Source organism: Cupriavidus sp. 22TCCZM04-2 (assembly GCF_057798895.1).
The window spans coordinates 413,615-439,112 of sequence record NZ_JBYOJS010000001.1; the positions used below are offsets into that span (position 1 = coordinate 413,615).

Here is a 25,498-nt window from a genome sequence, read left to right on the forward strand (position 1 = left end):
CCGGGCGCCCTGCCCATCCACGCCTGCCCGACCCGGGCCCACCCGTCCAGAGACTCCCGAGACATGAGCATCACAAACTGGCCACCCTGCGAGCGGCCGCGAGAAAAGCTGCAGGCGAGCGGCGCCGCTGCCCTGTCCGACGCCGAACTGCTGGCCGTGTTCCTGCGTATTGGCGCGACGGGCAAGAGCGCGGTGGAGCTGGCGCGCGATCTGATGATTCATTTTGGCTCGCTGACCCGCCTGTTCTCGGCCGATGCACGCACCATCCTGGACATCCGGGGCATGGGCGAAGCCAAGTACACCCAGCTGCAGGCCGTGCCCGAACTGGCGCGCCGCATGCTGGCCGAGTCACTGCAACTGCCGCGCGGGCTGGATTCCCCTGCGGCGGTACGCAACTACCTGCGCCTGACGCTGGCCCCGCTCGCGCATGAGGTCTTCATGTGCCTGTTCCTCGACACCCGCAACCGCATGATCGCGACCGAGGAAATGTTTCGCGGCACGCTGACCCAGACCGCGGTCTATCCGCGGGAGGTGGCACGCCGCGCGCTGGCGCACAATGCCGCCGGCGTCATCATCGCGCACAACCACCCGTCCGGGTCGTGCACGCCAAGCCAGAGCGACCTGCAGATGACCCGCATGCTGGGCCGCGCCCTGGCACTGATCGATGTGCAGCTACTCGACCACTTCGTCGTAGCCGGCACCCATGTGCACTCCTTTGCCGAGCACGGGCAACTGAAATCCGTCACGTGATGCTGACGGCACCGCGGAAGGGTATACAACACCAGAGTGCAGAAGGCATTGATTCATCGGCGGCTTCCAGTCTATAATGCCCGTTTGCTGTGTCTCATCCGCTGCAGTCCGGGCCCGCGCGCCTTTTGTTGATCTGTTGCGAACATTGTCCACGAATAGAAGAGTTAGGAGTGCTTCATGGCACGCGTCTGTCAAGTGACCGGGAAAGCGCCGATGGTCGGCAACAACGTTTCCCACGCAAACAACAAGACCAAGCGCCGTTTTCTGCCCAACCTGCAGAATCGTCGTTTCTTTGTTGAATCGGAAAACCGCTGGGTGAGCCTGCGCGTCTCGAACGCCGGCCTGCGCCTGATCGACAAGAAAGGCATCGACTCCGTGCTCGCCGATCTGCGCGCACGTGGCGAAGTCTAATTAGGAGTACATCATGGCAAGCAAGGGCGGCCGCGACAAAATCAAGCTGGAATCGACCGCAGGTACGGGTCACTTCTACACCACCACCAAGAACAAGCGCACCATGCCGGAAAAGATGGAGATCATGAAGTTCGATCCCGTCGCCCGCAAGCACGTCGCTTACAAGGAAACCAAGATCAAGTAATTGATCCGGATTCCAGCCAGAAAGCCCCGCCACCGCGGGGCTTTTTGTTTTTGTGGCGTCAGCGCGGCTTATGGCGCGCACCGAGGCTCGCGGCAGTGCTTTTAGCCCTTGCAGCGGCGACAGCGCTGATGCGTGAGGGCACCCCCGGGTGTAGACTTTCGAGCTTTCCCTCCAATGCCGCGCCCTCGCGCGGGCACCTCCTGCACCATGAACTTCGACGTCGCCATCGTAGGCAGCGGGCTGGCCGGTCTCACGGTCGCGCTGCAACTGGCCGACACCCACCGGGTTGTCATCCTCAGCAAGCGCGCCATGACGCATGGCGCCAGCGATTGGGCCCAGGGCGGCATTGCCGCAGTGCTGGATTCAGGCGACAGCCATGACGAGCACACGCAGGACACGCTCGTCGCCGGCGCTGGTCTTTGCGATGAAGAAGCCACGCGCTTTATCGTCGAGCACGGGCGGGAAGCCATCCAGTGGCTGATCGATCGCGGCGTGCCGTTCACCAGGGACGAACAGGCCGAACTCGGCTATCACCTGACCCGCGAAGGCGGACACAGCCGTCGCCGGATCATCCACGCCGCCGACGCGACCGGCCATGCCGTCGTCAGCACGCTGTCGGAGCAGGCGCGCCAGCATCCGAACATCACCATCCTGGAAGACCAGTTCGCCGTCGACCTGATCACCTCGCGCAAGCTCGGGCTACCTGGCAACCGCTGCTACGGCCTGTATGTGCTCGACGACCGCACGGAAGAAGTCCGCACCATCACCGCTACGCACACGGTGCTGGCGGCGGGCGGTGCCGGCAAGGTCTACCTGTACACCACCAATCCTGACACGGCCACTGGCGACGGCATCGCCATGGCGTGGCGCGCGGGTTGCCGGGTGTCGAACATGGAATTCATCCAGTTCCATCCAACCTGCCTGTACCACCCCTATGCCAAGTCCTTCCTGATCTCGGAAGCCGTACGCGGCGAAGGCGGGCTGCTGAAGCTGCCGGACGGTACCCGCTTCATGCCGGAGCATGATGATCGCGCCGAGCTGGCGCCGCGTGATGTGGTGGCGCGCGCGATCGACTTCGAAATGAAGAAGCGCGGCCTGGACTGCGTCTACCTCGACATCACGCACCAGCCCGAGGCCTTCCTGAAGGAGCATTTCCCCACCATCCATGCGCGCTGCCTGGAGCTTGGCATCGACATCGCGCGCGAGCCGATCCCAGTGGTCCCGGCCGCGCACTACACGTGCGGCGGCGTGGTGACCGATACCGCGGGCCGCACCGATATCGGCAACCTGTACGCCGTCGGCGAGACGGCCTGCACGGGCCTGCACGGGGCCAACCGGCTGGCATCGAATTCCCTGCTCGAGTGCATGGTGATCGGGAGAGCCGCCGCTGCCGACATTGCTGGCCAGGACAAGGCGGCATTGCCTGACCTGCCGCTGCCGGCCTGGGATGAAAGCCGCGTCTCCGACGCCGACGAGGAAGTCGTGGTCTCGCACAACTGGGACGAACTGCGCCGCATGATGTGGAACTATGTCGGCATCGTGCGCACGAGCAAGCGGCTGGAGCGCGCGCAGCACCGCATCCGCCTGCTGCGCGAGGAGATCGCCGAGTACTACGCGAATTTCCGCGTCACGCGCGATCTGCTCGAACTGCGCAATCTGGTGGAGGTCGCCGCATTGATCGTCGATAGCGCGTATTCGCGTCACGAAAGCCGCGGCCTCCATTTCAGCCGCGACTATCCGGAGACCCTGCCCAAAGCACTGCCTACCGTGATGCAGCCCGCGCGCAAGCGCTGAGAGGCAGCGCCGCGCAAGGCAGCATGCAAAACGGCCCGCATCGAGCGGGCCGTTTTGTTCTGCACAGTCAGGGATCAGCCGATGATGCGCAGCGAGTAATCGGTGGCGCGCACATCCTTCGTTAGCGCCCCGACCGAGATGCGGTCCACGCCGGTCTCGGCAAAGGTGCGGATCGTTTCCGCATTGACACCGCCCGACACCTCCAGCAACGCGCGCCCGGCATTGATGCGCACGGCGTCATGCATCATCGGCACCGTGAAGTTGTCGATCAGGATCGACGTGGCGCCGGCAGCCAGGGCCTCTTCCAGTTCGGCAAGCGACTCCACCTCGACCTGGATCGTCGCATCGGCGCCCAGCGCCAGCGCGGCGCGCATCGCAGCCGTGATGCTGCCTGCCGCGGCAATGTGGTTTTCCTTGATCAGGATGCCGTCATAGAGCGCCAGCCGCTGATTCTCGCCGCCGCCCACTTTGACCGCGTATTTCTGCGCCAGCCGAAGGCCCGGCAGTGTCTTGCGGGTATCCAGCACGCGCGCGCGCGTGCCGGCGATCAGGTCGGCATAGCGCCGCGTGACGGTCGCCACGCCGGACAGCAGTTGCAGGAAATTCAGCGCGGGCCGCTCGGCGGTCAGCAGCGCGCGTGCGGGTCCGGTGATTTCGCAGACAATCGAATCGGGTGCCATGCGGGCGCCCTCTTCCTGCTTCCAGCTCACCACCAGACGTTCGTCGATGGCCTTCATGCAAGCGGCGAACCACGGCTGACCACAAAGCACCGCCTGCTCGCGCACGATCACCCGCGCCAGCACCTGCTTGTCCGCCGGCACCAGCAGGCCGGTCAGGTCACCGCTGCCTACGTCTTCGGCAATGGCCGCGCCGACGTTGGCTTCCAGCGCCGCCTTCAGCGCCGAACCATAGCTGTCGAAAATGGGATTCACGCTCATGCCGGGCCGATTCCCTGGAACAACGCCTGTTCCTTCGCGAGGTCAGCCACCGGGCGGACATTGGCTTTCTGCTGCGCGGCGAAATCCAGCATGCGGTTGATGCAGACCACAGCCTGGCGGCCCGTGGCCGGATCCACGTGGATCTCGTTGCGGCCGGTCTCGAGCACCTCGGCCAGGTTCGACAGCGCGTTCATCGCCATCCACGGGCAGTGGGCGCAGCTCTTGCACGTGGCGCTGTTGCCCGCAGTCGGCGCTTCAATAAAGTGCTTGCCCGGGGCGGCCATCCGCATCTTGTGCAGGATGCCGTTGTCCGTCGCCACGATGAATTCGGTCGCGTCAAGTTCCTGCGCGGCCGCGATCATCTGCGACGTGGAGCCCACCACGTCCGCCTGCGCCACGACGTTGGCCGGCGACTCGGGATGCACCAGGATCTTGGCGTTGGGAAACTCGCGGCGCAGCAGGTCCAGCTCGACGCCCTTGAATTCGTCATGCACCAGGCAGGAGCCCTGCCACAGCAGCATGTCGGCACCAGTCTGCTTCTGGATATAGCCGCCGAGGTGCTTGTCCGGTGCCCACAGGATCTTCTCGCCGCGCGCATGCAGGTGCTCGACGATCTTCAGGCCGATGCTGGAGGTCACCATCCAGTCGGCCCGGGCCTTCACCGCCGCGCTGGTATTGGCGTACACGACCACGGTGCGGTCCGGATGCGCGTCGCAGAAGGCAGCGAACTCGTCGGCCGGGCAACCCAGGTCCAGCGAGCAGGTCGCATCCAGGTCCGGCATCAGGATGGTCTTTTCAGGGCTCAGGATCTTGGCGGTCTCGCCCATGAAGCGCACGCCGGCCACCACCAGGGTCTGGGCCGAATGGTCACGGCCGAAGCGGGCCATTTCCAGCGAGTCCGAGACACAACCGCCGGTTTCCTCGGCCAGGTCCTGCAGGTCGGCGTCCACGTAATAGTGCGCGACGAGCACGGCGTTGCGTTCTTTCAGCAAGCGCCTGATGCGTGCCTTGAGCGCCTGCCTTTCGTCGGGAGAGAGCACCGGAGGCACCTTGGCCCAGGCATGGGCCACGCAGCTGCCGCCGGCGGCGTTGTCGGTATCCGCCAGGTTCGGCTTTTCGAACTCGACGGTCTTGATCGATTGGGGGGTCATCTCCGGTACTCCTCGTGGCCCTCGCGCATGCAACTTCATGCGGGCGGCCAGAACATGGGGGAGTTTATCTAAAACAAAAGGCCCCGCCATGGGCGGGGCCTTGTGTAGCCATTCGGGCGCGGGCCGATTGTATCAGGCGTAGCGGCGCAGGCGCAGCGAAAAATCGTGCAGCGCCTGGATTCCGCTGGCCTCGGCACGATGGCACCAGGCCTGCAGCTGCTGCAGCAACTGCTCCCGCGTCAGGTTGGAACGGCCCCAGATGGCGGCCAGCTCACGTCGCATTTCCACGAAGGTGTGCAGCGATTTGCTCTGCTCGACGATGCTGGCCAATTGCTGGCGCTGCGGTGCGGCCAGCTTGGTTTCTTCGCGGTGGAACCACTTGCCAGCCGGCTTGAGGGTGCGGTACTCGGCGCCGCGGCCTTCCTTGAGTTGCTCCAGTTCCTGGCGGAACGCGCTCTTCAAGGCTTTGGCGTAGCGCGCCATCACGTCATAGCGATTGGCGATGATGGCTTCCAGCGTGTTGTCGTCGACCGGACGCGCTTCCACGAGCCGGGCCTTGGGCGGCGTCTTCTTCACCTTGGCCAGCCCCACGGCCTGCATGGCGCGGATATAGCCCCAACCCACGTCGAACTCGTACCACTTGATCGAGAACTTGGCCGAAGTCGGATAGGTGTGATGGTTGTTATGCAGCTCTTCGCCGCCAATGATCAGGCCCCATGGCGACACATTGGTCGAAGCATCTTCGCAATCGTAGTTGCGATAGCCCCACCAGTGGCCCAGGCCATTGATGATGCCGGCAGCGTGAATCGGGATCCACAGCATCTGCACAGCCCAGACCGTCATGCCGATCACGCCGAAAAGGGCCAGGTCGATAATCAGCATCAGGCCGACGCCCTGCCAGCCAAAGCGGGAATACACATTGCGCTCGATCCAGTCATTGGGGCAGCCATGGCCGAACTTGGCGATGGTTTCCTTGTTCTTGGCTTCGGCGCGGTACAGCTCGGCGCCTTCCAGCAGCACCTTGCGGATGCCACGGGTCTGCGGGCTGTGCGGATCGTCTTCGGTCTCGCACTTGGCGTGGTGCTTGCGGTGGATGGCAGTCCACTCGCGGGTGACCATGCCCGTCGTCAGCCAGAGCCAGAAGCGGAAGAAATGCTGGGCAATCGGGTGCAGGTCCAGCGATCGGTGCGCCATGCAACGATGCAGGAAGATGGTGACCCCGGCGATGGTGACGTGCGTCATCACCAGCGTGTAGATCACGATCTCCCACCAGGACCAGTTGGCAAGGCCATTGGCGGCCCAGTCAAGAATAATGTCGAACAAACTCTGTTCTCCGTCGGTTAAACAGGGGCATTCCCTTGCGGCTGCCCCGGCGCCGTGCACAACGCGCAGAAAAAAGACTGCAAATCTACTGATTGCGATATGGTCTGGCGTCCGCCAGGGACCGGCCATCTCATGGCGGGAACCCCCGGCGCGCAGTTCCGGCGCCGGCGGTTGGCAGGCGGGACAGGCACGAGCCGCTGCAATCTGGCGGCTGTCGGTGTGAGGATGCGGGATGCTCGCAACCCGCGACAACCCAGCATTCTACCGGATTGCGCAAGCCTGAGTCATACGCTTTTTCCCGGAGTTTGACGAGGCGCCGCGATTTTTGTTCCGTTGTGCGGCTCTTGCCTGTTTCTTTATGAAGTCATGCCGATTTGGCCACTTCCGCGGGTGGCGCGGAAATATCATCGACCGAGTTGAGTTCCTGCGGCGCATTGAGCACGCGGATTTCCCGCTGGGGATACGGGATCGAAATCCGGTGTTCTCGCAGCGTACGCCAGATTGCCCGGTTCATGGCCGACTGCACGCCGAGCTTGCCGTTCTGCGGATCGGCAATATAGACGGCTACCTCATATTCGATGCCGCTATCCGCGAACATCACCAGAAATGCCGCCGGCGCAGGGTCCTTCAGCACGCGTGGCAGTTCGCGCACGCATTCGGTCAGCAGCATGATCACGGTTTCGGGATCCGCCGCATAATCGGCCTGCACCCGCGTCGCCACGCGGACATGCGTGTTGGAAAACGAGTGGTTCTGCACGGACTGCGCCACCAACTGCTCGTTAGGCACCAGGGTCTCGCCGTCGCCGTTGCGCACCACCGTGTAGCGGGTGCGGATCTGAGAGACAGTACCGGAGTACTTGTCCACCGTAATCTGGTCGCCCAGCTTGACCGAGCGGTCGAGCAGGATGATGAAGCCCGAAATGTAGTTGCTGGCGATCTTTTGCAGGCCAAGACCCAGGCCGACGCCAAGTGCACCGCCGAACACGGACAGCACGGTCAGGTCGATGCCCACCAGCGACAGGCTCAGCAGCAGCGAGACCAGCAGCAGCAGCGCCTTCGAAATGCGGGTCAGCACGACCTTCAGGTTCACGTCGAGACTGGCCGAGCGCATCAGGCGCTCTTCCAGCCAGGACCCGAACCACATGGCCACCAGCACGGTCAGCAGGATCCACACGACCGCCATCAGGATGTCCGCCAGGCTCACCTTCTGCTTGCCCAGCGAGAAGCGCATGGCCTCCATCCATCCCGTCACGTCGGAAAGCAGGCCAAGCACGTAAAGCCCCATGGCCACCCAGACCAGCGTGGTCAGCACTTTTTCGACCAATAGCAGCATGCCGTGCAACTGGCCGCTGCCGGACAGCACGCGCCGCAGGATATAGAACGTGAAGTACAGGGAGGTGATGCCGAACAGCGGCACAAGCGCCAGCCGCAGCACGCTGATCGCCATCATCGGCTCCAGCGCGAAACGGGCCGACATCACGAGCAGCCAGCCAAACAGCGGGAACATGGCACGCTCAAGACTGGCTGCGGCAAAGCGCAGCGAGAAACTCGACGATGCGTAACGATCCTCTAGCCGTTTGACGATAAAGCGCGCGAGCGGCCAGGCTGCCAGCAAGCAGCCGCCCAGCACGACAAGCTGCCAGATGAAGCCGGGGCCGCCCGCATCCCGGAGCAGGTCGTCGAGCATCCTGCCGAATGTCGTGTGCGTGGCCGTCAGGCCGGCCAATGGGTTTCCGCTCATGGAGAATCTGCCTGGACCTTGCTGCCGCACCGGTCGTCGCGCTTGCCGCGCCACGACCGGTGGGAGGGATTACTGCGTACGCTCCAGGACCGCGGCGAAGAAGCCATCGGTCTGGTGCAGGTGGGGATACAACGCGAACATGCCGCCTTCCGTCGGCAAGTCAGGAACTTCGATCTTCTGCTCGGCCAGCACCTCTGCTGCCGGAACCAGCCGGAAATTCGGGTGGGAAGCGAGGAAGCTGCGCACGATGGCCTCGTTCTCGGCTTCCAGCACGCTGCATGTCGCGTAGACCACGCGGCCGCCGCCTTTCACCAGGCGTGCCGCCGCGTCCAGGATCGCGCTTTGCTTCGCGGTAAGTTCCAGCACCGATTCCGGGCTCTGGCGCCATTTCAGGTCCGGATTGCGCCGCAGCGTGCCAAGCCCGCTGCAGGGCGCATCGACGAGCACGCGGTCGATCTTGCCGGCCAGGCGCTTGACCTTGGCGTCGCGTTCCGAATCGATCAGCACGGGGTGCACATTCGACAGACCGCTGCGCGCCAGGCGCGGCTTGAGATTGGCGAGGCGCTTCTCAGATACATCAAACGCGTACAGGCGGCCGGTCGAGCGCATCGCCGCGCCGAGCGCCAGCGTCTTGCCGCCGGCGCCCGCGCAGAAATCCACCACCATCTCGCCGCGCTTCGGCGCGACCAGGCTGCACAGCAGCTGGCTGCCCTCGTCCTGGACCTCCACCAGCCCATTCACGAACAGCGGCAACTGGTTCAACGCCGGCTTGCCTTGCAGCCGGATGCCGGCCGGCGCCATCGGCGTGGGCTCGGCACGCAGGCCGGCTTCTTCGAGCTCGGCCAGCACGGCTTCACGGGTGGCCTTGCCAAGATTCACTCGCAGATCCAGCGGAGCCGGGCGCAACCATGCATCCCCAAGTGCCGAAGCAAACGCTTCGCCGTGCTGTGCCACCAGGTTATCGAACAGCCATTCCGGCAGGTTCGCCCGCACGCGGGGCGACAGGCTGGCGCGCTCGATCGTGGTCAGGCGATCGAGCCACTCGCCTTCCTCCGGATACAGGAAAGGCGAAAGTACATCGCGTCCAAGGGTTGCCGCCAGACCCAGCAGTGCCAGGCGGCGCGACGCCGCGCCGGTGCCACTCTCGGCAAACTGGCCGAACTCGACGCGGCGGCGCAGCACCGCGTAGACCGCCTCGGCGATGATGCCGCGCTCGCGATGTCCGAGCTTGGGGTTTTCGCGAAAGTAATAGCTCACCACGGCATCGGCCGGGCGCGCGAACAGCATGACTTTGCCAAGCAAGCGGTCGATATGCTGGATGTGCGTAGCGTGAAGTCCGCTCGACGAACGTACCTGCTGACCGTCCGCACCGGGGGCCTTGCGAATAGGACTGGACTTGCGGACCCGCGCAGGCTGGCGGGAATCCTTGGACGCCGGGCGCGCCCCGGCCTGATGACGACTCATGGCTTTGCTCCTGCCGCCGGTACACCGGCGGAGATGGCCATAAGCAATTGAGGCTCGGCCGGATTGACGTGAACGACCCCGTTCCGGACCAGCAGGCGTCCTTCGACAAACCATTGGATGGCACGGGGATAAATCAGATGCTCGCAATCGAGCAGGCGAACGGCAAGGCTCTCGGGCGTATCGACCGGCAATACATCGAGAGCCGCCTGGATCACAATAGGACCATGATCCAATTCAGGCGTGACGAAATGCACGGTGGCCCCGTGCAGCTTCACGCCGGCGTCGAGCGCCTGCTTATGGGTATTCAGGCCCGGGAAGCAAGGCAGTAGCGACGGATGGATATTGAGCAGGCGGCCGGCATAACGATCCACGAAGCCCGCGGTCAGGATGCGCATGAAGCCGGCAAGCACCACCAGGTCCGGTGCATAACCATCGATAGCCTCCGCCAGCGCCGCGTCGAAGCTCGCGCGATCGGGATACAGGCGGTGGTCGACCACGCTAGTGGCGATGCCGTGGTCCTTTGCAAACTGCAGCCCGGCCGCTTCCGGCCGGTTGGAAATTACCGCAGCGATGCGCGCCGGCCACCCGCCGGCCGCGCATGCCTGGACGATGGCTTCCATATTGGAGCCCCGCCCTGAAATCAGGATGACGATTTTTTTCATCGCGCAATTCTACCAAGGGCAGGCACCAAACTCCGGCAAAGCCAAACTATCAGGCGCCTAATTCGCGTGAATCGGAGTCGGGACACTGCAACGGGCACGCGACAGTGAAGCCCCAAAGACCCGTTTGATAGATTGTGACGCCTCGCACCCTCTGATAGAGTGGCCTCTACGTCCACGCTCCAGTTTTGTGCAAGCTGGTGACAACAAGGACGAAACGGGAAATTACGGGAATTAGCATGTCGAACGCTGCACCGACGTTGTTGGTGGTCGATGATCATCCGATGGCCTTGTCAGGCACTACTGCATTCCTGACCGAGGTGATGCCAGATGTTGCAGTCCATGCCGCCGGCAGCGCCCGGGAAGCGCTGACGAGCCTCCAGCAAGGCCTGCGCCCGGATATCGTCCTGCTCGATATCTGGCTGAACGACGGCACGGGCTTCGATGCCATGCAGTCCTTCAAGACCGTCATTCCAGGGGCGCGGTTCATTTTCATGTCGGCCGAAGCCACGCCGGAAATCGTCGGACGCGCCCGCGCCTTGGCCGCCTGTGGTTTCGTGGGCAAGCACCTGGACGCGCACGCCTTCACCTCCGCGGTGCGCAAAGTGCTCGCCGGCGATACCTCGTTTCCGACCGATGAGGCGCTTAGCGGACGCGCCCAGTCCTTTGGACCGGCTCATGGTATCCCCGTGACGCCTGCCGAGCTTGGCCTGACGCCGCGCCAGGGCTCGGTGCTTGCGCTGGTGCTGGAAGGATTGCCGAACAAGGTGATCGCGCGCCGGCTCGGGCTGACCGAAAACACCGTAAAGGAGCACGTTTCGGCCATCCTCCAGCGGCTCGGTGTCCGCACGCGCATGCAAGTCATGTCCCGCATGGAACGCTTCCGCCTGCGTCAGTAAGGTCCTCCAGCTTTCAGACCAGGCTCTCAGGCCGCGGCGCGCAGCCAGCGGCGCAGCAGTACGCGCAGCGATGCCGGATCCACCGGCTTCGGCAAGACGAAATATCCCGCGTCCTCCGCCGCCGCCAGCGCGGCGGATTTCAGGTCGCCCGTCAGCAGGGCGCTGCGCGCCTGCGGCTGGGTGTTTTGCCAGCGTTCCAGCAGATCCAGGCCATTTTCGCTGCCAGGCAGGCGCAGATCGCAGAAGATGATGTCCGGCCGCAAACCCATGGCAAACAGCTTGTCGGCTTCCGCGCCATGGGCGGCACAGGCCACCCGGATGCCCCACGCCTCCATCAGCGCAATCCACGCCTTGCGGATCTGCGTATCGTCGTCGACCACCAGCACCGTGCCTTGCAGCTTGTCCGGCCTGGAATCCTCGGCCGCCGCCATGGCCCGCATTTCACGCACGCTGGCCACTGTCTCGGCCGGCACCGGAGGCAGTGCGAACCAGAACACCGAGCCCTTGCCGGGCACCGACCGTACGCCGTACGTGCCGCGCATCAGGCGCACGCATTCCTTGAAGATGGCCAGCCCCAGCCCCAGGCCTTGCGACGGGTCTCGCTGCGGGTTATGGACCTGGTAGTACGGTGAAAAGATGTCCGGCAGGTGGTCGGGCAATATGCCGGCTCCGGTATCCCACACTTCCAGCCGCACATGCTTGCGGCGCTGGCGCGCGGTGATCAGTACGCCCCCGCGCTTCGTATAGCGCAAGGCGTTCTGCACCAGGTTGAACAGCGCGCGGCGCAGCAGCACCGGCTCGGCCATGGCATAAAGCTCGTCCGGCACGCGCGGCGTCAACGTCAGGCCGCTTTCGCGCGCATCGGCGGCGAACTGGCTCATGACGTCGCGGATCAATCCGCTCAGTTCGCACGGTTCGAGGGTGGGCAGGACTTTGCGGCCCTCCAGCTTGGACAGATCCAGCAAAGAACGGAACAACAGGTCGATGGTCTGCGTACCGGCCGCCACCTGCTCAACGAGAGGATGGAGCACCGTGGACTGGTTGCGCGCGCGCAACGCTTCCACCAGCATCACCAGCGCATGAACCGGCTGCCGCAGGTCGTGGCTGGCCGCGGCCAGGAAGCGCGATTTCTCCTCGCTCGCATGCAGCGCACGTTCCTTCTCTTCCTGAAATTGCTTGGCCAGTCGGCGGCTGTCGCCTTCCAGCTGGATCGCCCTGACCAGCGTGCCCTGCAGGCCGACTGCATGGCGTCCCAGCATCAGCGCATAGATAACAAGCAGCAACTGCACGTAGATGCCGTGCCCCGGAAACGCAATCTCGGCCAACAACATGTTCGGGACCATTACGGGCACGCCGGCATAGACCAGGTTCGACGGCACGGGAGCCTGCGACACCGCCCCGCCCGCCAGAACGCCGAGACTGAGCAGGTACAGCACGCTGGAGAAGATCGTCGAGCCCGTATACATATGAAGCAGGGCCGAACTGCCCCAGGTCAGCCCGGTCAGGAACGCCACGGCGCGCATATTGCCCCACCACTTCCGCGTGTGCGCCGAACGGCTCATGGAAGCGCCATCGCGCTGGTAGCCCAGGTAGAACCACACGCCGCCGCCGGCCAGCAACAGCATCACCGCGCCCCAGCCGAGCAGCGCGGCGTGGTCGGCGGAATCCCAGAAGGCGAAGATGGTCAGCGCTGGCAGCAGTACCGCCGCCAGCGTGCCCGACGGCGACCCCTTGTGGACGATCGCCATCAGTTTCGCGCGCGTCTCGGTATCGAGCGGGGCGCCGGCAGGCGGCAGGAATCGCGGCAACAGCCGATTGAGCAGCGCGTTCAAGGGAATTTGTGGGATCGAGGCTTGGACGCGCCGGCAGCCAAGGCCGCGCGTCTGGACTGGCGCCTATCATGCCGCCTTTTGCCCTATCGCGCCACGACGACAGGACGATTGCGCCACAAAAACCGCGGCGGTCGACGACACATGGGCGCCCGGCAGGGGCAATCGGACCCATTCGCCTTATAATGCCCGCTTTATCCGAAACATTTCCCGCCGTCCCCGTGAAAGTCTTCCGCGGCCTGCCCAACGCCGAGAGCCGGGCGCCTTGCGCGCTCACCATCGGCAATTTCGACGGTGTGCATCGCGGCCACCAGTCGCTGCTTGCGCGCGCACGCGCGGCAGCCGACGCGCGCGGCCTGCCGCTGTGCGTGATGACGTTCGAGCCGCATCCGCGCGAGTTCTTCACGCCTGACAAGGCCCCGGCCCGTATCGCCCTGCTGCGCGACAAGCTCGAGAGCCTGCGACGCAATGGCGTGGATCGCGTGGTGGTGGAGCACTTCAACGCCCACTTCGCGGGCCAGTCGCCGCAGGCGTTCGTCGAGAACGTGCTGTGGCATGGCTTGCACGCGCGCTGGGTGCTGGTTGGTGACGATTTCCGCTTCGGCGCCAAGCGCGCCGGCGATTTCGCCTACCTGCAGGACGCGGGCCAGCGCTTCGGCTTCGACGTGGAGCAGATGGGCTCGGTGTCCGAGGGCGGCATCCGCATCTCCAGCTCGGCCGTGCGCCAGGCGCTGGCCGATGGCGACCTTGAGCACGCACGCCGGCTGCTCGGCCATGGCTATGCCATCAGCGGCCACGTGATCCACGGCCGCAAGCTGGGCCGCGACCTGGGCTTTCCGACGCTGAACCTGCGCATCTCGCACAAGCGACCGGCGGTCAACGGCATCTTTGTCGTGCAAGTGCACGGCATTGCCGAGCATCCGTTGCCCGGCGTGGCCAGCATCGGCGTGCGCCCGACCATCGAGGACGCCGGCCGCGTGCTGCTGGAAGTTCACCTGTTCGACGTCAACGAGAATCTGTACGGCAAGCTGATCCGGGTCGAGTTCATGAAGAAGCTGCGCGATGAAGCGCGTTTCGATAATCTGGAAGAACTGACCGCGGCCATCGCCAAGGATAGCGCCGACGCGCGCGCCTTCTTCGGCCTGACCGCGCCGGACGCCTCCACCGGCCGCGCCGAGGGCGCTGGCGGCTTCGCCACGTCGGCCACGGACCGAATTAGCTAGCGGCCCGGCACCCCGCGGTGCCGGTTCGCGCTCCGCCCTATCCAGTCTTTCCTGCGCGCACGCCCCAGTGCGACCCATGCGTGGCCAGATCAACGGCCCGGTGCGCGCCAAACGAATTGCCCCGAGAATCGACATGTCCAACGACAAACGCGCCAAGCCCGAGAAAAGCAAATATCCGGTCAACCTGCTGGACACCCCCTTCCCGATGCGCGGCGACCTGCCCAAGCGCGAGCCGCAGTGGGTCAAGCAGTGGCAGGACAAGCAGCTCTACAAGAAGATCCGCGCGGCGCGCAAGGGCGCCAGGAAGTTCGTGCTGCATGATGGCCCCCCGTATGCCAACGGCGACATCCATATCGGCCACGCGGTCAACAAGGTCCTCAAGGACATGATCGTCAAGGCGCGCGGACTGACCGGCCTGGACGCCGTCTACGTGCCGGGCTGGGACTGTCACGGCATGCCGATCGAGATCCAGATCGAGAAGCAGTTCGGCAAGGGCCTGCCGGTGCAGGAAGTCCAGGCCAAGGCACGTGCCTACGCCACCGAGCAGATCAAGCGCCAGATGGTGGACTTCGAACGCCTGGGCGTGCTCGGCGACTGGGACCATCCCTACCTGACCATGAACTACAGCAACGAGGCCGACGAGATCCGCGCCCTCGGCAAGATCATGGAAAAGGGCTATGTGTTCCGCGGCCTGAAGCCGGTGAACTGGTGCTTCGACTGCGGCTCGGCGCTGGCCGAGGCCGAGGTCGAGTACAAGGACAAGGTCGACCTGTCGATCGACGTCGGTTTCCCGTTCGCCGACACCGACAAGCTCGCGCACGCCTTCAAGGTGCCGTTCGAGCAGATCAACGCCAAGCCGGGCTGGATCGTGATCTGGACCACCACGCCCTGGACGATCCCGAGCAACCAGGCGCTCAACGTGCATCCCGAAGTCGAGTACGCGCTGGTCGACACCCCGCGCGGCTTCCTGATCCTGGCAACCGAGCGCGTCGAGGAACAACTCAAGGTCTACGAACTGGAAGGCAAGGTCGTCGCGACCACGACCGGCGCCGCGCTGTCGGAAATCCGCTTCCACCATCCGCTGGCCAAGATGGACGCCGGCTATGACCGCCTGTCACCGATCTACCTGGGCGACTACGTGACCACCGACACCGGCTCGGGCATCGTGCACTCGGCCCCGGCCTATGGCGTGGAAGACTTCCAGTCGTGCAAGGCGCACGGCATGAGCGACCACGACATCATCAGCCCGGTGATGGGCAACGGCGTGTACGCCGGCACGCTGCCGCTGTTCGGCGGCCTGTCGATCTGGGACGCGAACCCGAAGATCGTCGAGGTACTGAAGGGGTCCGGCAACCTGTTCAACTCGCACAAGTACACCCACAGCTATATGCACTGCTGGCGTCACAAGACGCCGATCATCTACCGCGCCACCTCGCAGTGGTTTGCGGGCATGGATGTCGATCCGGTCGAGCAGGACGGCAAGCCGGTGCCGACGCTGCGCGAAACCGCGCTGGCGGGCATCGAGGCTACCGAGTTCTTCCCGTCGTGGGGCAAGCAGCGCCTGCACAACATGATCGCAAACCGCCCGGACTGGACGCTGTCGCGCCAGCGCCAGTGGGGAGTGCCGATGGCCTTCTTCCTGCACAAGGAAACGGGCGCGCTGCACCCGCGCACGCCTGAGCTGCTGGAAGAAGTGGCCAAGCGCGTCGAGCAGCACGGCATCGAGGCGTGGCAGACGCTGGACCCGAAGGAACTGCTCGGCGCCGAGGCCGACCAGTACGAGAAGAACCGCGACACGCTCGACGTATGGTTCGATTCGGGCACCACGCACTGGACCGTGATCCGCGGTTCGCACCGCGAAGACCTGTACGACCCGTCGGCCGATGAAGCCGACGGCCGCCTGGCGGACCTGTACCTGGAAGGCTCGGACCAGCACCGCGGCTGGTTCCATTCGTCGCTGCTGACGGCGTCGATGCTGTATGGCAAGCCGCCGTACAAGGCGCTGCTGACGCACGGCTTCACCGTCGACGGCGAAGGCCGCAAGATGTCGAAGTCGGTCGGCAACACCGTGTCGCCGCAGGACATCGCCAACAAGATGGGCGCCGAGATCATCCGCCTGTGGGTGGCCTCGACCGACTACTCGGGCGAGCTGTCGATCTCCGACGAGATCCTCAAGCGCGTGGTGGAAAGCTATCGCCGCATCCGCAATACGCTGCGCTTCCTGCTGTCGAACCTGTCCGACTACGACCATGCCAAGCACGCGCTGCCCGCTTCGGAATGGCTGGAGATCGACCGCTACGCCGTGGCCTTGTCCGAGCGCCTGCAGAAGGAAGTGCTGTCGCACTACGACGCGTACGAGTTCCACCCGGTGGTGGCCAAGCTGCAGACCTTCTGCTCGGAAGACCTGGGCGGCTTCTACCTGGACGTGCTGAAGGACCGCCTGTACACCACGGCGCCTGACTCGAAGGACCGCCGTGCGGCGCAGAACGCGCTGTACCACATCACGCAGGCCATGCTGCACTGGATGGCGCCGTTCCTGTCGTTCACCGCCGAGGAAGCGTGGCAAGTGTTCGCGCACGGCACCGGCCACACCGACACCATCTTCACGAGCACCTACTACACGCTGCCGGAAGTGGACCAGGCCGACGACCTGCTGCAGAAGTGGCACACCCTGCGCGAAGTCCGCGCGGAAGTCACGAAGCAGCTCGAGGCAGTGCGCGTGGAAGGCGCGATCGGCTCGTCGCTGCAGGCCGAGGTCAACATCCAGGCCGGCGGCCCGGTGCTGGACGCGCTGCAGAGCCTTGGCGACGACCTGCGCTTCGTGCTGCTGACGTCCGCGGCCACCGTCACGCCCGCGCCGGAAGCCGGCGACCTGCTCGTCACGGTCGCAGCTTCGGCGCATGCCAAGTGCGAACGCTGCTGGCACTACCGCGCCGACGTTGGCCAGAACCCCGACCATCCGACCCTTTGCGGCCGCTGCGACAGCAACCTGTTCGGCGCCGGTGAACACAGGAGCCATGCCTGATGGCATCGTCCACGACCCGTTCCGCCCGCCCGGCACGCCGCAATAACAAGGCGTCGGGCCATAACAACAAGGCCTCGGGCAACGCCACGCCGCTGCTGTGGATGGCGTTCGCCCTGCTGGTGGTGGTGCTGGACCAGTTCTTCAAGATCGTCATCGTGCGTACGTTCTCGTACGGCGAATCGCGCCCGGTGACGCGCTTCTTCAACCTGGTCCTGGTCTACAACAAGGGCGCGGCGTTCAGCTTCCTGGCAGATGCCGGCGGCTGGCAGCGCTGGTTCTTTACCGGGCTCGGGCTCGTGGTCGGCGCGTTCATCGTCTGGCTGCTTTACCGCCATACCGGCCAGCGCCTGTTCTGCTTCGCCGTGTCGCTGATCCTGGGCGGCGCCGTGGGCAACGTGGTCGACCGCGTGGTCTACGGGCACGTGATCGACTTCCTCGATTTCTACGTGCGCAACTACCACTGGCCGGCCTTCAACGTGGCCGACTGCGCCATCACCGTCGGCGCTGTGCTGCTGGTCGTCGACGAGCTGCGGCGCGTTCGCCGGCACTGAGCCGGCACCAAGCCGCCCCCGGCAGCCCGCGCGGGCTGCCGGTATCATGCCGACACCCCTTTCTTTGACGAGTCCCCCATGGATTTGCGCGGCAAGCACATCGTTCTCGGCCTGGCCGGCGGCATCGCCTGCTACAAGTCGGCCGAGCTGGTCCGCCTTTTGACCAAGGCCGGCGCCACGGTACAGGTGGCCATGACCGAGGCAGCGACCCATTTCATCACCCCGGTCACGATGCAGGCCCTTTCGGGCCGCCCGGTGTTCCTGTCGCAGTGGGATGCGCGCGTCGACAACAACATGGCGCACATCGACCTCTCGCGCGAGGCCGACGCCATCGTGATCGCGCCCGCATCGACCGACTTCCTCGCCAAGCTGGCCAATGGCCTGTGCGACGACCTGCTCACCACGCTGTGCATCGCGCGCGACTGTCCGCTGCTCGTGGCACCGGCCATGAACCGCCAGATGTGGGCCGCCGCGCCCACGCAGCGCAATGCGGCGCAACTGCGCGCGGATGGCGTCGTCATCCTCGGCCCCGGCAGCGGCGACCAGGCTTGCGGCGAAGTCGGCGACGGCCGCATGCTGGAACCGGAAGAGCTGGTCGATGACCTCATCGCCTTCTTCCAGCCCAAGCCGCTGGCGGGCAAGCGTGTATTGATCACCGCGGGCCCGACCTTCGAGGCTATCGATCCGGTGCGCGGCATCACCAATCTCTCGTCGGGCAAGATGGGCTTTTCCATCGCCCGCGCCGCACGCGAAGCCGGCGCCGAGGTGCTGCTGGTGGCCGGCCCGACCGGCCTGCCCACGCCGCGCGGCGTGGTGCGCACCGATGTGCGCAGCGCCCAGCAGATGCATGACACGGTGCTGGCCCAGCTGCGCGACGTAAACGTCTTCATCGCGGTTGCGGCCGTCGCCGACTGGCGCCCCGCCGAGGTCGCGCAGCAGAAGCTCAAGAAGGCCAACGATACCGATACGCCGACGCTGCAGTTCGTGCAGAACCCGGACATCCTGGCGACCGTCGCCGGACGCGCCCATGCGCCCTACTGCGTCGGCTTTGCCGCGGAGAGCGAGAACCTCGAGCAGTACGGCGAACAGAAGCGCCAGCGCAAGGGCGTGCCGCTGCTGGTGGGCAATATCGGCCACCACACCTTCGGCCTCGACGACAACGAGATCGTGCTGTTCGATGCCGCCGGCATGACCCGGCTGCCGCGCGCCGACAAGCTCACGCTGGCGCGCCAACTGGTGGCTGCCATCGGCCAGCGCCTGCCGGGCCGCGCCCAGCCCTGAAGCATCATGACCGCGACCAAACCCCGCCTGCGCCTGTCCGTGCTCGACCAGAGCCCGGTCATCGCCGGCCACACCGCGCGTGATGCGCTGGCTGCGACCGTAGAACTGGCGCAGATGGCCGACGCGCTTGGCTACACGCGCTACTGGTGCGCCGAACACCATGGCCTGCGCGGCGTCTGCAATCCCGCGCCGGAAGTCATGCTGGCGCGCATCGGCAGCGTCACGCAGCGTATCCGGCTGGGCTCGGGCGGCGTCATGCTGCCCTACTACAGCCCGTTCAAGGTGGCCGAGCAGTTCCGCATGCTCGAAGGCCTGTTCCCGAACCGCATCGACCTCGGCGTGGGCCGGGCGCCCGGCGGCGACCTGCGCACGGCGCAGGCCGTGGCAATGGGCCAGTACGACCGCGGCGCGCAGTTCGAGGAGCAGGTGCGCGACCTGTCCTGCCTGCTGCGCGGCGACGTGCCGCCCGGCCATCTGGCCGAGGGCGTGCTGCTCCAGCCCGTGGTCGATACGCAGCCTGAACTGTGGATACTGGGCTCCAGCGACTACGGCGGCGCACTGGCCGCGCGGCTCGGGTTGCGGTTTGCGTTTGCGCATTTCATCAACGCGCACACGGGCCATCATGTCGCGCGGCAGTACCGAGAGGACTTCCAGCCAGGCTATGAGGCCCAGCCTTACAGTGCCGCCGCGATCTTCGTGATCTGCGCCGACACCGACGCCGAAGCGGCCGACCTGGAACGCGCCGTGGATCTGCGGCGGCTGCAGATGGCCTATGGGGTCAACGCGCCGATCCCGTCGCTGGAGCAGGCCGAAAACCATGTGCCGACCGAACGCGACCAGCTGATCATCGAGCGCGAGCGCCCGCGCACCCTCTGCGGCACGCCCGAACGCGTGGCGGAGCGCATGCTGGCCCTGCGCGAGCAGTTCGCCGCCGACGAGCTGGTGGTGCTGAGCGTGACCGCGACCTATGCCGCCCGGCTGCGCACGTACGAACTGCTGGCCGAAGCGTTTGAACTGAATTCCGAAAACTGAACCTCGTCAAGGCAAGCCGCCTTGCCGGAGATTCTCAGAACCGATCCCGAAATGAGCCTAGAACTGAACCCGTCCGTTGAAATCAAGGTGCTGGATTCCCGCCTGAACGAGTGGGGCCTGCCCGCTTACCAGAGCGACATGGCCGCCGCCATCGACCTGCATGCCTGCGTCGACGCACCGGTGTCGATCGCAGCGGGCACCGCCGCGCAACTGGTGCCGGCCGGCATCGCCGTGCATATGGGCAACCCGTACATGGCCGCGACCATCGTGCCGCGCTCGGGACTAGGCCACAAGAAAGGCCTGGTCTTGGGCAATTCGATCGGCGTGATCGACGCCGACTACCAGGGCCAGATCATGGTCAGCGTGTGGAACCGCAACGCGCCGGGCACCGAGCCCATCGTGATCCAGCCCGGCGAGCGCATTGCGCAGATGATGTTCGTGCCCGTGCTGCGCCCGGTGTTCACGACGGTCGAGGAGTTCTCGGAAAACAGCGAGCGCGGCGCCGGCGGTTTTGGCTCGACTGGTGTGCACCACGCCAAGGCCAGCGCCTGACGCTGCCCGGCTTCAGCCCTGCTGTTCGAACAGCAGGGCAACGCCGCCGGCGGCGCTCGCCGGAATCAGGGTCTCGTGCGGTCCGAGGTCCTGGGCCGGAATGCCGGCCGCGCGCCAGATCTGGCGCGCTTCTGCCAGTGCGCCAGTGCGCAGGCGGATCGCCGCATAGCCCGGCACATCGCGCTGGATGTGCGCGGTGCCGGTTGCCGCTGCCAGCGCCTGGGGCGTACTGACGACCAGCGTGGCATCGTCCACCGCGACACTGCAAATGTGGTCGCTCAGCTGCGTCATCTCGCCGCCGGTCAGCTCGGCATAGGCGCGGCCGGTCGCATCCAACAGCGCCGGCGCTACCACCATGAACATCGACGCAATCCCCTGCGCGCCATTGGCGTGCCGGATCCATTCCGGCCGCCAGAGCAGTTCGGGCGTGCGGTGCTCGCAAACGAAGTAGCGCGCACCCGGTGCGTCATCGAGCGCCGTGACGCGAAACGTGGCAGCGTGCTCGCTGCCATCGTCGAGCACCACCGGACGCGAAAACTCGATCGGCTCGGAAATATGCCAGCCGCCCTCGCGCAGTCGGGCCGCCGTGGCGAAGGCATCGGCGCTCTTGCATGACATGGCCGCACAGCCGCCACCACGCGCCTGGGCGTCCCAGTAATACTGCCGGCTTGGGTTCGGTGCGGTGACGTGGAGCAACTCGACATAGTCGCGCGCCAGCATGATGCAGTGGTTCTGGGAACCCAGCGTGTGATAGCCGCGCGGCGTCAGCGTAAAGCCGAGCCGGCGCCAGGCCTCGGCGCCGGCATCAAGATCGGGGCAGACCACGACAGCGTGGTCGAACATTTCGGCGTTGCCTGCCATTACTCGAACTGGATATTGGCCTTGCGTGCCACAGCCTGCCACTTGTCGTGCTCATGCCGCACAAGGTTTCCAAGCTCGGCGGGGCTGCCGCCGACGATCTCGAAGCCTTGCGCCGCCAGGGCATCGACCACGCGCGGCTGGTGCAGCGACTCCACCAGGGCGTCGTGGATGCGGCTCACGGTGGCGGGCGCCATGCCCGCCGGGCCGAACACGCCGATCCACGAATACGCCTCAAATCCGCGCACGCCCTGCTCCGCCACGGTAGGCACTTGCGGCAACTGCTTCAGCCGGCTGGTTCCCGTGACGCCAAGCACCTTGATGGTCTTGGCCGCGATATGGGCCTGCACGGCCGCGTAGCTGCTGAAGAAGATGTCGACTTCGTTCGACAGCACGGCCTGCACGGCCGGGCCGCCGCCCTTGTAGGGCACGTGCAGCATATGCACGCCGGTCTCGGTGGCCAGCGCTTCGGCGGCAAGCTGGTTGAGGCTGCCGATGCCGGACGAGGCATAGCGCACGCCGTCGTGCCTGGCCTTGGCCAGTGCCGCCAGCTCCCGCACATTGGAGGCCGGCAGCGCCGGATTCGCGGCAATCACGAGCGGAAAACGCACCAGCTGCGAAATCGGGGTGAAATCGCGGAAGGTGTCGTAGGGCAGCTGCTTGTAGGCAAACGGGTTGATGGCGTGGGTGTCGAAAGCCATCAGCAGGGTATTGCCATCGGGCTTGGAACGCGCAACGGTACTGGAGGCGATCAGTCCGCCGGCGCCAGGCTTGTTGTCGACCACGACCGTCTGGCCGAGCAAAGCCTTGAGGCCCGGCTGCAGCTGGCGCGCCACGATATCGACGCTGCCACCCGGCGGAAACGGCAGGACCATCGTGATCGGACGGCCGCTTGCGGGCGAATCGGCGGGCGCGCCGGCGGCCACCGCGGTCAGCGGTGTAGCGGCCAGCGGCAGGGCTTTGAGCAGCATGCGGCGCAGCCGCGTGCGTTCGGGACGGGACATCGGTCTTTCTGGAAGAGGCGGCCCACTGGCTGCCGTGACAAAAAACAAAGGGCGGCATTTCTGCCGCCCCTGTATTTTGCCCGAGGATGGCCGCAATTGCAGACAATGTCCTCGCGCGTCGCTCAGACCTCCGCGCGCTGCTCGCTTTCCGGCGCCTCGGGCGGCTCCGGATCGGCTTCGGAGAAGTCGAGCTTGATCTGGTCCTGATCGTCGAGATCGACCACCACCTTGCCCCCGGACACCAGCTTGCCGAACAGCAACTCGTCGGCCAGCGCCTTGCGGATCATGTCCTGGATCAGACGCTGCATCGGGCGGGCGCCCATCAGCGGATCGAAGCCCTTGCGCGCCAGGAACTTGCGCAGTGCCTCGGTGAAGCTGGCTTCCACCTTCTTCTCGTGAAGCTGCTCTTCCAGCTGCATCAGGAACTTGTCCACCACACGCAGGATGATCTCCTCGTCCAGCGAACGGAAGCTGATCATCGCGTCCAGCCGGTTGCGGAACTCCGGCGTGAACATGCGCTTGATGTCGGCCATTTCATCGCCCTGCTCGCGCGACGTGGTGAAGCCGATGGTGGCGCGGTTCATGGTCTCCGCCCCCGCATTGGTGGTCATGATGATGATCACGTTGCGGAAGTCGGCACGCCGGCCGTTGTTGTCGGTCAGCGAGCCGTGGTCCATGACCTGCAGCAGGATATTGAAGATATCCGGATGCGCCTTCTCGATTTCATCCAGCAGCAGCACGCAGTGCGGCTTCTTGGTAACGGCCTCGGTCAGCAGGCCGCCCTGGTCGAAGCCGACGTATCCCGGCGGCGCGCCGATCAGGCGGCTGACCGCGTGGCGCTCCATGTACTCCGACATGTCGAAGCGCAGCAACTCGATGCCCATGATGAAGGCGAGCTGCTTGGCGACTTCGGTCTTGCCCACGCCCGTGGGGCCCGAGAACAGGAAGGAGCCGATCGGCTTGTCGGTCTTGCCCAGCCCCGCGCGCGACATCTTGATCGCCGAGGCCAGTGCTTCGATGGCCGGGTCCTGGCCGAACACCACCGACTTCAGGTCGCGCTCCAGCGTCTGCAGCTTGCTGCGGTCGTCCTGGTTCACGCTCTGCGGCGGGATGCGGGCAATGCGCGAGACGATATCCTCGATCTCGCCCTTGCCGATGGTCTTCTTTTGCTTGGACTTCGGCAGGATGCGTTGTGCCGCGCCGGCTTCATCGATCACGTCGATCGCCTTGTCAGGCAGGTGGCGGTCGGTGATGAAGCGCGCCGACAGTTCGGCCGCCGCGGTCAGCGCCGAGGCCGCGTACTTGACGCCGTGGTGCTCCTCGAAGCGCGACTTCAGGCCGCGCAGGATCTGAACGGTCTGGTCGACCGAAGGCTCGACCACATCGATCTTCTGGAAGCGCCGCGACAGCGCCGCGTCTTTCTCGAAGATGCCGCGATATTCGGTGAAGGTGGTGGCGCCGATGCACTTGAGCTGGCCCGACGACAGGGCCGGCTTGAGCAGGTTGCTCGCGTCCAGCGTGCCGCCTGACGCGGCGCCCGCGCCGATCAGCGTGTGGATCTCGTCGATGAAGAGAATCGCGTTCGGGTTGTCCTTGAGCGACTTCAGCACGCCCTTCAGGCGCTGTTCGAAATCACCGCGGTATTTCGTGCCGGCCAGCAGCGCGCCCATGTCGAGCGAGTAGACGGTCGCCTTTTCCAGGATGTCCGGTACTTCGTTCTTGGTGATGCGCCACGCCAGGCCTTCCGCGATCGCGGTCTTGCCGACGCCGGCCTCGCCGACCAGCAGCGGGTTGTTCTTGCGCCGCCGGCACAGCACCTGCACCACGCGCTCGACTTCGCTTTCGCGGCCGATCAGCGGGTCGATCTTGCCGGCTTTGGCCAGCGTATTCAGGTTCTGGGTGTATTGCTCGAGCGGGCTTTCCTTGCCGTCACCGCCTTCGCCTTCGCCCGTGCCATCGCCATGCTTGGCGGGCTCGGACTGGTCCTTGCGGATGCCGTGGCTGATGAAGTTGACCACGTCCAGGCGCGTCACGCCCTGCTGCTGCAGGTAGTAGACGGCGTGCGAATCCTTCTCGCCGAAGATGGCGACCAGCACGTTGGCGCCAGTCACTTCCTTCTTGCCGTTGGACGTGGACTGCACGTGCATGATCGCGCGCTGGATCACACGCTGGAAACCCAGCGTCGGCTGAGTGTCGACCTCATCCGTGCCGGGAACGACCGGTGTGTTGTCAGCGATGAAATTCTTCAGGCTGGTGCGCAAGTCCTCGATATTGGCCGCGCAGGCGCGCAAGACCTCTGCTGCCGTCGGGTTGTCGAGCAACGCCAGCAACAGGTGTTCCACGGTGATGAACTCGTGGCGTGCCTGCCGGGCCTCAACGAACGCCATGTGCAGGCTCACTTCCAATTCTTGCGCAATCATGCTTCCTCCATCACGCACTGCAGGGGGTGGCCCGCCTGCCGCGCGTGCGTTGACACCAGCTCGACCTTTGTCGCGGCGATATCTCTGGTGTAGATACCGCAGACGCCCTTACCTTCCCGATGCACGGTGAGCATGATCTGCGTCGCCGTTTCACGGTCCCTGCTGAAATACTGTTGCAGGATCATGACTACAAACTCCATCGGAGTGTAGTCGTCGTTGAGCAGCACCACCTTGTACATAGCGGGCGGTTTGAGCGCCTGCTCCTTCCGCTCCAGAATGGTGCCTGCTTCGCGTTGTGGGACATTCGCCAGCCGTGTAGCCATGGCTTTATTCTAACCCTTACTCGCAACTCTGCAATTTGGGGAACTGTGGCGGGATTCAAGGGCCGCGCCACGCGTTCGCGTCGTTA

At 65.2% G+C, this 25,498-nt stretch carries 22 protein-coding genes; 11 read left to right on the forward strand and 11 right to left on the reverse strand.

Annotated features, from left to right (window positions below; translation table 11 throughout):
- Positions 1 to 63: 63 nt before the first annotated feature.
- The 4 genes from radC to nadB all read left to right on the forward strand — a co-directional run bounded on the left by radC (position 64) and on the right by nadB (position 3,139).
- Positions 64 to 750: a RadC family protein gene (gene radC / locus AC3FKG_RS01895; RefSeq protein WP_488742291.1), complete on the forward strand. Its 687-nt coding sequence runs from the start codon at positions 64 to 66 to the stop codon at positions 748 to 750.
- Between the two features lie 177 nt (positions 751 to 927).
- Positions 928 to 1,161, forward strand: a complete 234-nt coding sequence (gene rpmB, locus AC3FKG_RS01900) for a 50S ribosomal protein L28 (protein ID WP_006575661.1) — start codon at positions 928 to 930, stop codon at positions 1,159 to 1,161.
- 13 nt (positions 1,162 to 1,174) lie between these two features.
- Positions 1,175 to 1,345: a 50S ribosomal protein L33 gene (gene rpmG / locus AC3FKG_RS01905; RefSeq protein ID WP_010814980.1), complete on the forward strand. Its 171-nt coding sequence runs from the start codon at positions 1,175 to 1,177 to the stop codon at positions 1,343 to 1,345.
- A 207-nt stretch (positions 1,346 to 1,552) separates the two neighbouring features.
- Entirely contained in the window at positions 1,553 to 3,139 is a 1,587-nt protein-coding gene (nadB, locus tag AC3FKG_RS01910) for an L-aspartate oxidase (protein WP_483709129.1), read from the forward strand.
- A gap of 74 nt (positions 3,140 to 3,213) precedes the next feature.
- On the opposite strand, the gene nadC is transcribed toward nadB, so the two are convergent.
- The 6 genes from nadC to purN all read right to left on the reverse strand — a co-directional run bounded on the left by nadC (position 3,214) and on the right by purN (position 10,418).
- Positions 3,214 to 4,077, reverse strand: a complete 864-nt coding sequence (nadC, locus tag AC3FKG_RS01915) for a carboxylating nicotinate-nucleotide diphosphorylase (RefSeq protein WP_483709130.1) — start codon at positions 4,075 to 4,077, stop codon at positions 3,214 to 3,216.
- Complete coding sequence (nadA, locus tag AC3FKG_RS01920) at positions 4,074 to 5,228, reverse strand: quinolinate synthase NadA (protein WP_483709132.1); 1,155 nt, start codon at positions 5,226 to 5,228, stop codon at positions 4,074 to 4,076. The genes nadC and nadA overlap by 4 nt, the downstream gene beginning before the upstream one ends.
- Before the next feature lie 132 nt (positions 5,229 to 5,360).
- Entirely contained in the window at positions 5,361 to 6,551 is a 1,191-nt protein-coding gene (locus AC3FKG_RS01925; RefSeq protein WP_488742292.1) for a DesA family fatty acid desaturase, read from the reverse strand.
- Positions 6,552 to 6,915: 364 nt separating this feature from the next.
- On the reverse strand, positions 6,916 to 8,292 hold the full coding sequence (locus AC3FKG_RS01930) for a mechanosensitive ion channel family protein (RefSeq protein ID WP_483709135.1): 1,377 nt from the start codon (positions 8,290 to 8,292) through the stop codon (positions 6,916 to 6,918).
- Positions 8,293 to 8,361: 69 nt separating this feature from the next.
- Positions 8,362 to 9,756 (reverse strand): RsmB/NOP family class I SAM-dependent RNA methyltransferase, encoded by a 1,395-nt coding sequence (locus AC3FKG_RS01935; protein ID WP_488742293.1) that lies wholly within the window; start codon positions 9,754 to 9,756, stop codon positions 8,362 to 8,364.
- Positions 9,753 to 10,418, reverse strand: a complete 666-nt coding sequence (gene purN, locus AC3FKG_RS01940) for a phosphoribosylglycinamide formyltransferase (protein ID WP_488742294.1) — start codon at positions 10,416 to 10,418, stop codon at positions 9,753 to 9,755. Before purN ends, AC3FKG_RS01935 begins: the two co-directional genes overlap by 4 nt.
- Before the next feature lie 236 nt (positions 10,419 to 10,654).
- Between purN and AC3FKG_RS01945 the strand changes: the two genes are divergently transcribed.
- Positions 10,655 to 11,314 (forward strand): response regulator, encoded by a 660-nt coding sequence (locus AC3FKG_RS01945; RefSeq protein WP_483709138.1) that lies wholly within the window; start codon positions 10,655 to 10,657, stop codon positions 11,312 to 11,314.
- A 26-nt stretch (positions 11,315 to 11,340) separates the two neighbouring features.
- Here AC3FKG_RS01945 and AC3FKG_RS01950 read toward each other — a convergent pair whose 3' ends face one another.
- Complete coding sequence (locus tag AC3FKG_RS01950) at positions 11,341 to 13,146, reverse strand: hybrid sensor histidine kinase/response regulator (protein ID WP_488742295.1); 1,806 nt, start codon at positions 13,144 to 13,146, stop codon at positions 11,341 to 11,343.
- Between the two features lie 218 nt (positions 13,147 to 13,364).
- Between AC3FKG_RS01950 and AC3FKG_RS01955 the strand changes: the two genes are divergently transcribed.
- The 6 genes from AC3FKG_RS01955 to dut all read left to right on the forward strand — a co-directional run bounded on the left by AC3FKG_RS01955 (position 13,365) and on the right by dut (position 20,807).
- A complete protein-coding gene (locus AC3FKG_RS01955) occupies positions 13,365 to 14,366 on the forward strand; it encodes a bifunctional riboflavin kinase/FAD synthetase (protein WP_483709140.1) in 1,002 nt (333 codons plus the stop codon).
- A 133-nt stretch (positions 14,367 to 14,499) separates the two neighbouring features.
- Positions 14,500 to 17,391, forward strand: a complete 2,892-nt coding sequence (gene ileS, locus AC3FKG_RS01960; protein WP_488742296.1) for an isoleucine--tRNA ligase — start codon at positions 14,500 to 14,502, stop codon at positions 17,389 to 17,391.
- A complete protein-coding gene (gene lspA, locus AC3FKG_RS01965) occupies positions 17,391 to 17,942 on the forward strand; it encodes a signal peptidase II (RefSeq protein WP_483709143.1) in 552 nt (183 codons plus the stop codon). The genes ileS and lspA overlap by 1 nt, the downstream gene beginning before the upstream one ends.
- A 78-nt stretch (positions 17,943 to 18,020) precedes the next feature.
- Entirely contained in the window at positions 18,021 to 19,223 is a 1,203-nt protein-coding gene (coaBC, locus tag AC3FKG_RS01970) for a bifunctional phosphopantothenoylcysteine decarboxylase/phosphopantothenate--cysteine ligase CoaBC (protein ID WP_488742297.1), read from the forward strand.
- A gap of 6 nt (positions 19,224 to 19,229) precedes the next feature.
- On the forward strand, positions 19,230 to 20,255 hold the full coding sequence (locus AC3FKG_RS01975) for an LLM class flavin-dependent oxidoreductase (RefSeq protein ID WP_488742298.1): 1,026 nt from the start codon (positions 19,230 to 19,232) through the stop codon (positions 20,253 to 20,255).
- A 51-nt stretch (positions 20,256 to 20,306) separates the two neighbouring features.
- Positions 20,307 to 20,807, forward strand: coding sequence for a dUTP diphosphatase (gene dut / locus AC3FKG_RS01980; RefSeq protein WP_483709146.1), 501 nt, complete (start codon positions 20,307 to 20,309; stop codon positions 20,805 to 20,807).
- 12 nt (positions 20,808 to 20,819) lie between these two features.
- Here the strand turns inward: dut and AC3FKG_RS01985 are convergent, their stop codons facing one another.
- The 4 genes from AC3FKG_RS01985 to clpS form a co-directional block, all read right to left on the reverse strand.
- Complete coding sequence (locus tag AC3FKG_RS01985) at positions 20,820 to 21,668, reverse strand: VOC family protein (RefSeq protein WP_488742299.1); 849 nt, start codon at positions 21,666 to 21,668, stop codon at positions 20,820 to 20,822.
- A complete protein-coding gene (locus AC3FKG_RS01990) occupies positions 21,668 to 22,669 on the reverse strand; it encodes a Bug family tripartite tricarboxylate transporter substrate binding protein (RefSeq protein ID WP_488742300.1) in 1,002 nt (333 codons plus the stop codon). Before AC3FKG_RS01990 ends, AC3FKG_RS01985 begins: the two co-directional genes overlap by 1 nt.
- A 122-nt stretch (positions 22,670 to 22,791) precedes the next feature.
- Positions 22,792 to 25,089 (reverse strand): ATP-dependent Clp protease ATP-binding subunit ClpA, encoded by a 2,298-nt coding sequence (clpA, locus tag AC3FKG_RS01995; RefSeq protein ID WP_483709150.1) that lies wholly within the window; start codon positions 25,087 to 25,089, stop codon positions 22,792 to 22,794.
- Positions 25,086 to 25,412, reverse strand: a complete 327-nt coding sequence (gene clpS / locus AC3FKG_RS02000; protein WP_116318045.1) for an ATP-dependent Clp protease adapter ClpS — start codon at positions 25,410 to 25,412, stop codon at positions 25,086 to 25,088. Before clpS ends, clpA begins: the two co-directional genes overlap by 4 nt.
- Positions 25,413 to 25,498 lie beyond the last annotated feature (86 nt).

Excerpts from the sequence above, each read along its gene's own strand:
- radC (WP_488742291.1), top strand. The coding sequence starts at position 64 with ATGAGCATCACAAACTGGCCACCCTGCGAGCGGCCGCGAGAAAAGCTG.
- rpmB (WP_006575661.1), top strand. The coding sequence starts at position 928 with ATGGCACGCGTCTGTCAAGTGACCGGGAAAGCGCCGATGGTCGGCAAC.
- rpmG (WP_010814980.1), top strand. The coding sequence starts at position 1,175 with ATGGCAAGCAAGGGCGGCCGCGACAAAATCAAGCTGGAATCGACCGCA.
- nadB (WP_483709129.1), top strand. The coding sequence starts at position 1,553 with ATGAACTTCGACGTCGCCATCGTAGGCAGCGGGCTGGCCGGTCTCACG.
- nadC (WP_483709130.1), bottom strand. The coding sequence starts at position 4,077 with ATGAGCGTGAATCCCATTTTCGACAGCTATGGTTCGGCGCTGAAGGCG.
- nadA (WP_483709132.1), bottom strand. The coding sequence starts at position 5,228 with ATGACCCCCCAATCGATCAAGACCGTCGAGTTCGAAAAGCCGAACCTG.
- AC3FKG_RS01930 (WP_483709135.1), bottom strand. The coding sequence starts at position 8,292 with ATGAGCGGAAACCCATTGGCCGGCCTGACGGCCACGCACACGACATTC.
- AC3FKG_RS01935 (WP_488742293.1), bottom strand. The coding sequence starts at position 9,756 with ATGAGTCGTCATCAGGCCGGGGCGCGCCCGGCGTCCAAGGATTCCCGC.
- purN (WP_488742294.1), bottom strand. The coding sequence starts at position 10,418 with ATGAAAAAAATCGTCATCCTGATTTCAGGGCGGGGCTCCAATATGGAA.
- AC3FKG_RS01945 (WP_483709138.1), top strand. The coding sequence starts at position 10,655 with ATGTCGAACGCTGCACCGACGTTGTTGGTGGTCGATGATCATCCGATG.
- ileS (WP_488742296.1), top strand. The coding sequence starts at position 14,500 with ATGTCCAACGACAAACGCGCCAAGCCCGAGAAAAGCAAATATCCGGTC.
- lspA (WP_483709143.1), top strand. The coding sequence starts at position 17,391 with ATGGCATCGTCCACGACCCGTTCCGCCCGCCCGGCACGCCGCAATAAC.
- coaBC (WP_488742297.1), top strand. The coding sequence starts at position 18,021 with ATGGATTTGCGCGGCAAGCACATCGTTCTCGGCCTGGCCGGCGGCATC.
- AC3FKG_RS01975 (WP_488742298.1), top strand. The coding sequence starts at position 19,230 with ATGACCGCGACCAAACCCCGCCTGCGCCTGTCCGTGCTCGACCAGAGC.
- dut (WP_483709146.1), top strand. The coding sequence starts at position 20,307 with ATGAGCCTAGAACTGAACCCGTCCGTTGAAATCAAGGTGCTGGATTCC.
- AC3FKG_RS01985 (WP_488742299.1), bottom strand. The coding sequence starts at position 21,668 with ATGGCAGGCAACGCCGAAATGTTCGACCACGCTGTCGTGGTCTGCCCC.
- AC3FKG_RS01990 (WP_488742300.1), bottom strand. The coding sequence starts at position 22,669 with ATGTCCCGTCCCGAACGCACGCGGCTGCGCCGCATGCTGCTCAAAGCC.
- clpA (WP_483709150.1), bottom strand. The coding sequence starts at position 25,089 with ATGATTGCGCAAGAATTGGAAGTGAGCCTGCACATGGCGTTCGTTGAG.
- clpS (WP_116318045.1), bottom strand. The coding sequence starts at position 25,412 with ATGGCTACACGGCTGGCGAATGTCCCACAACGCGAAGCAGGCACCATT.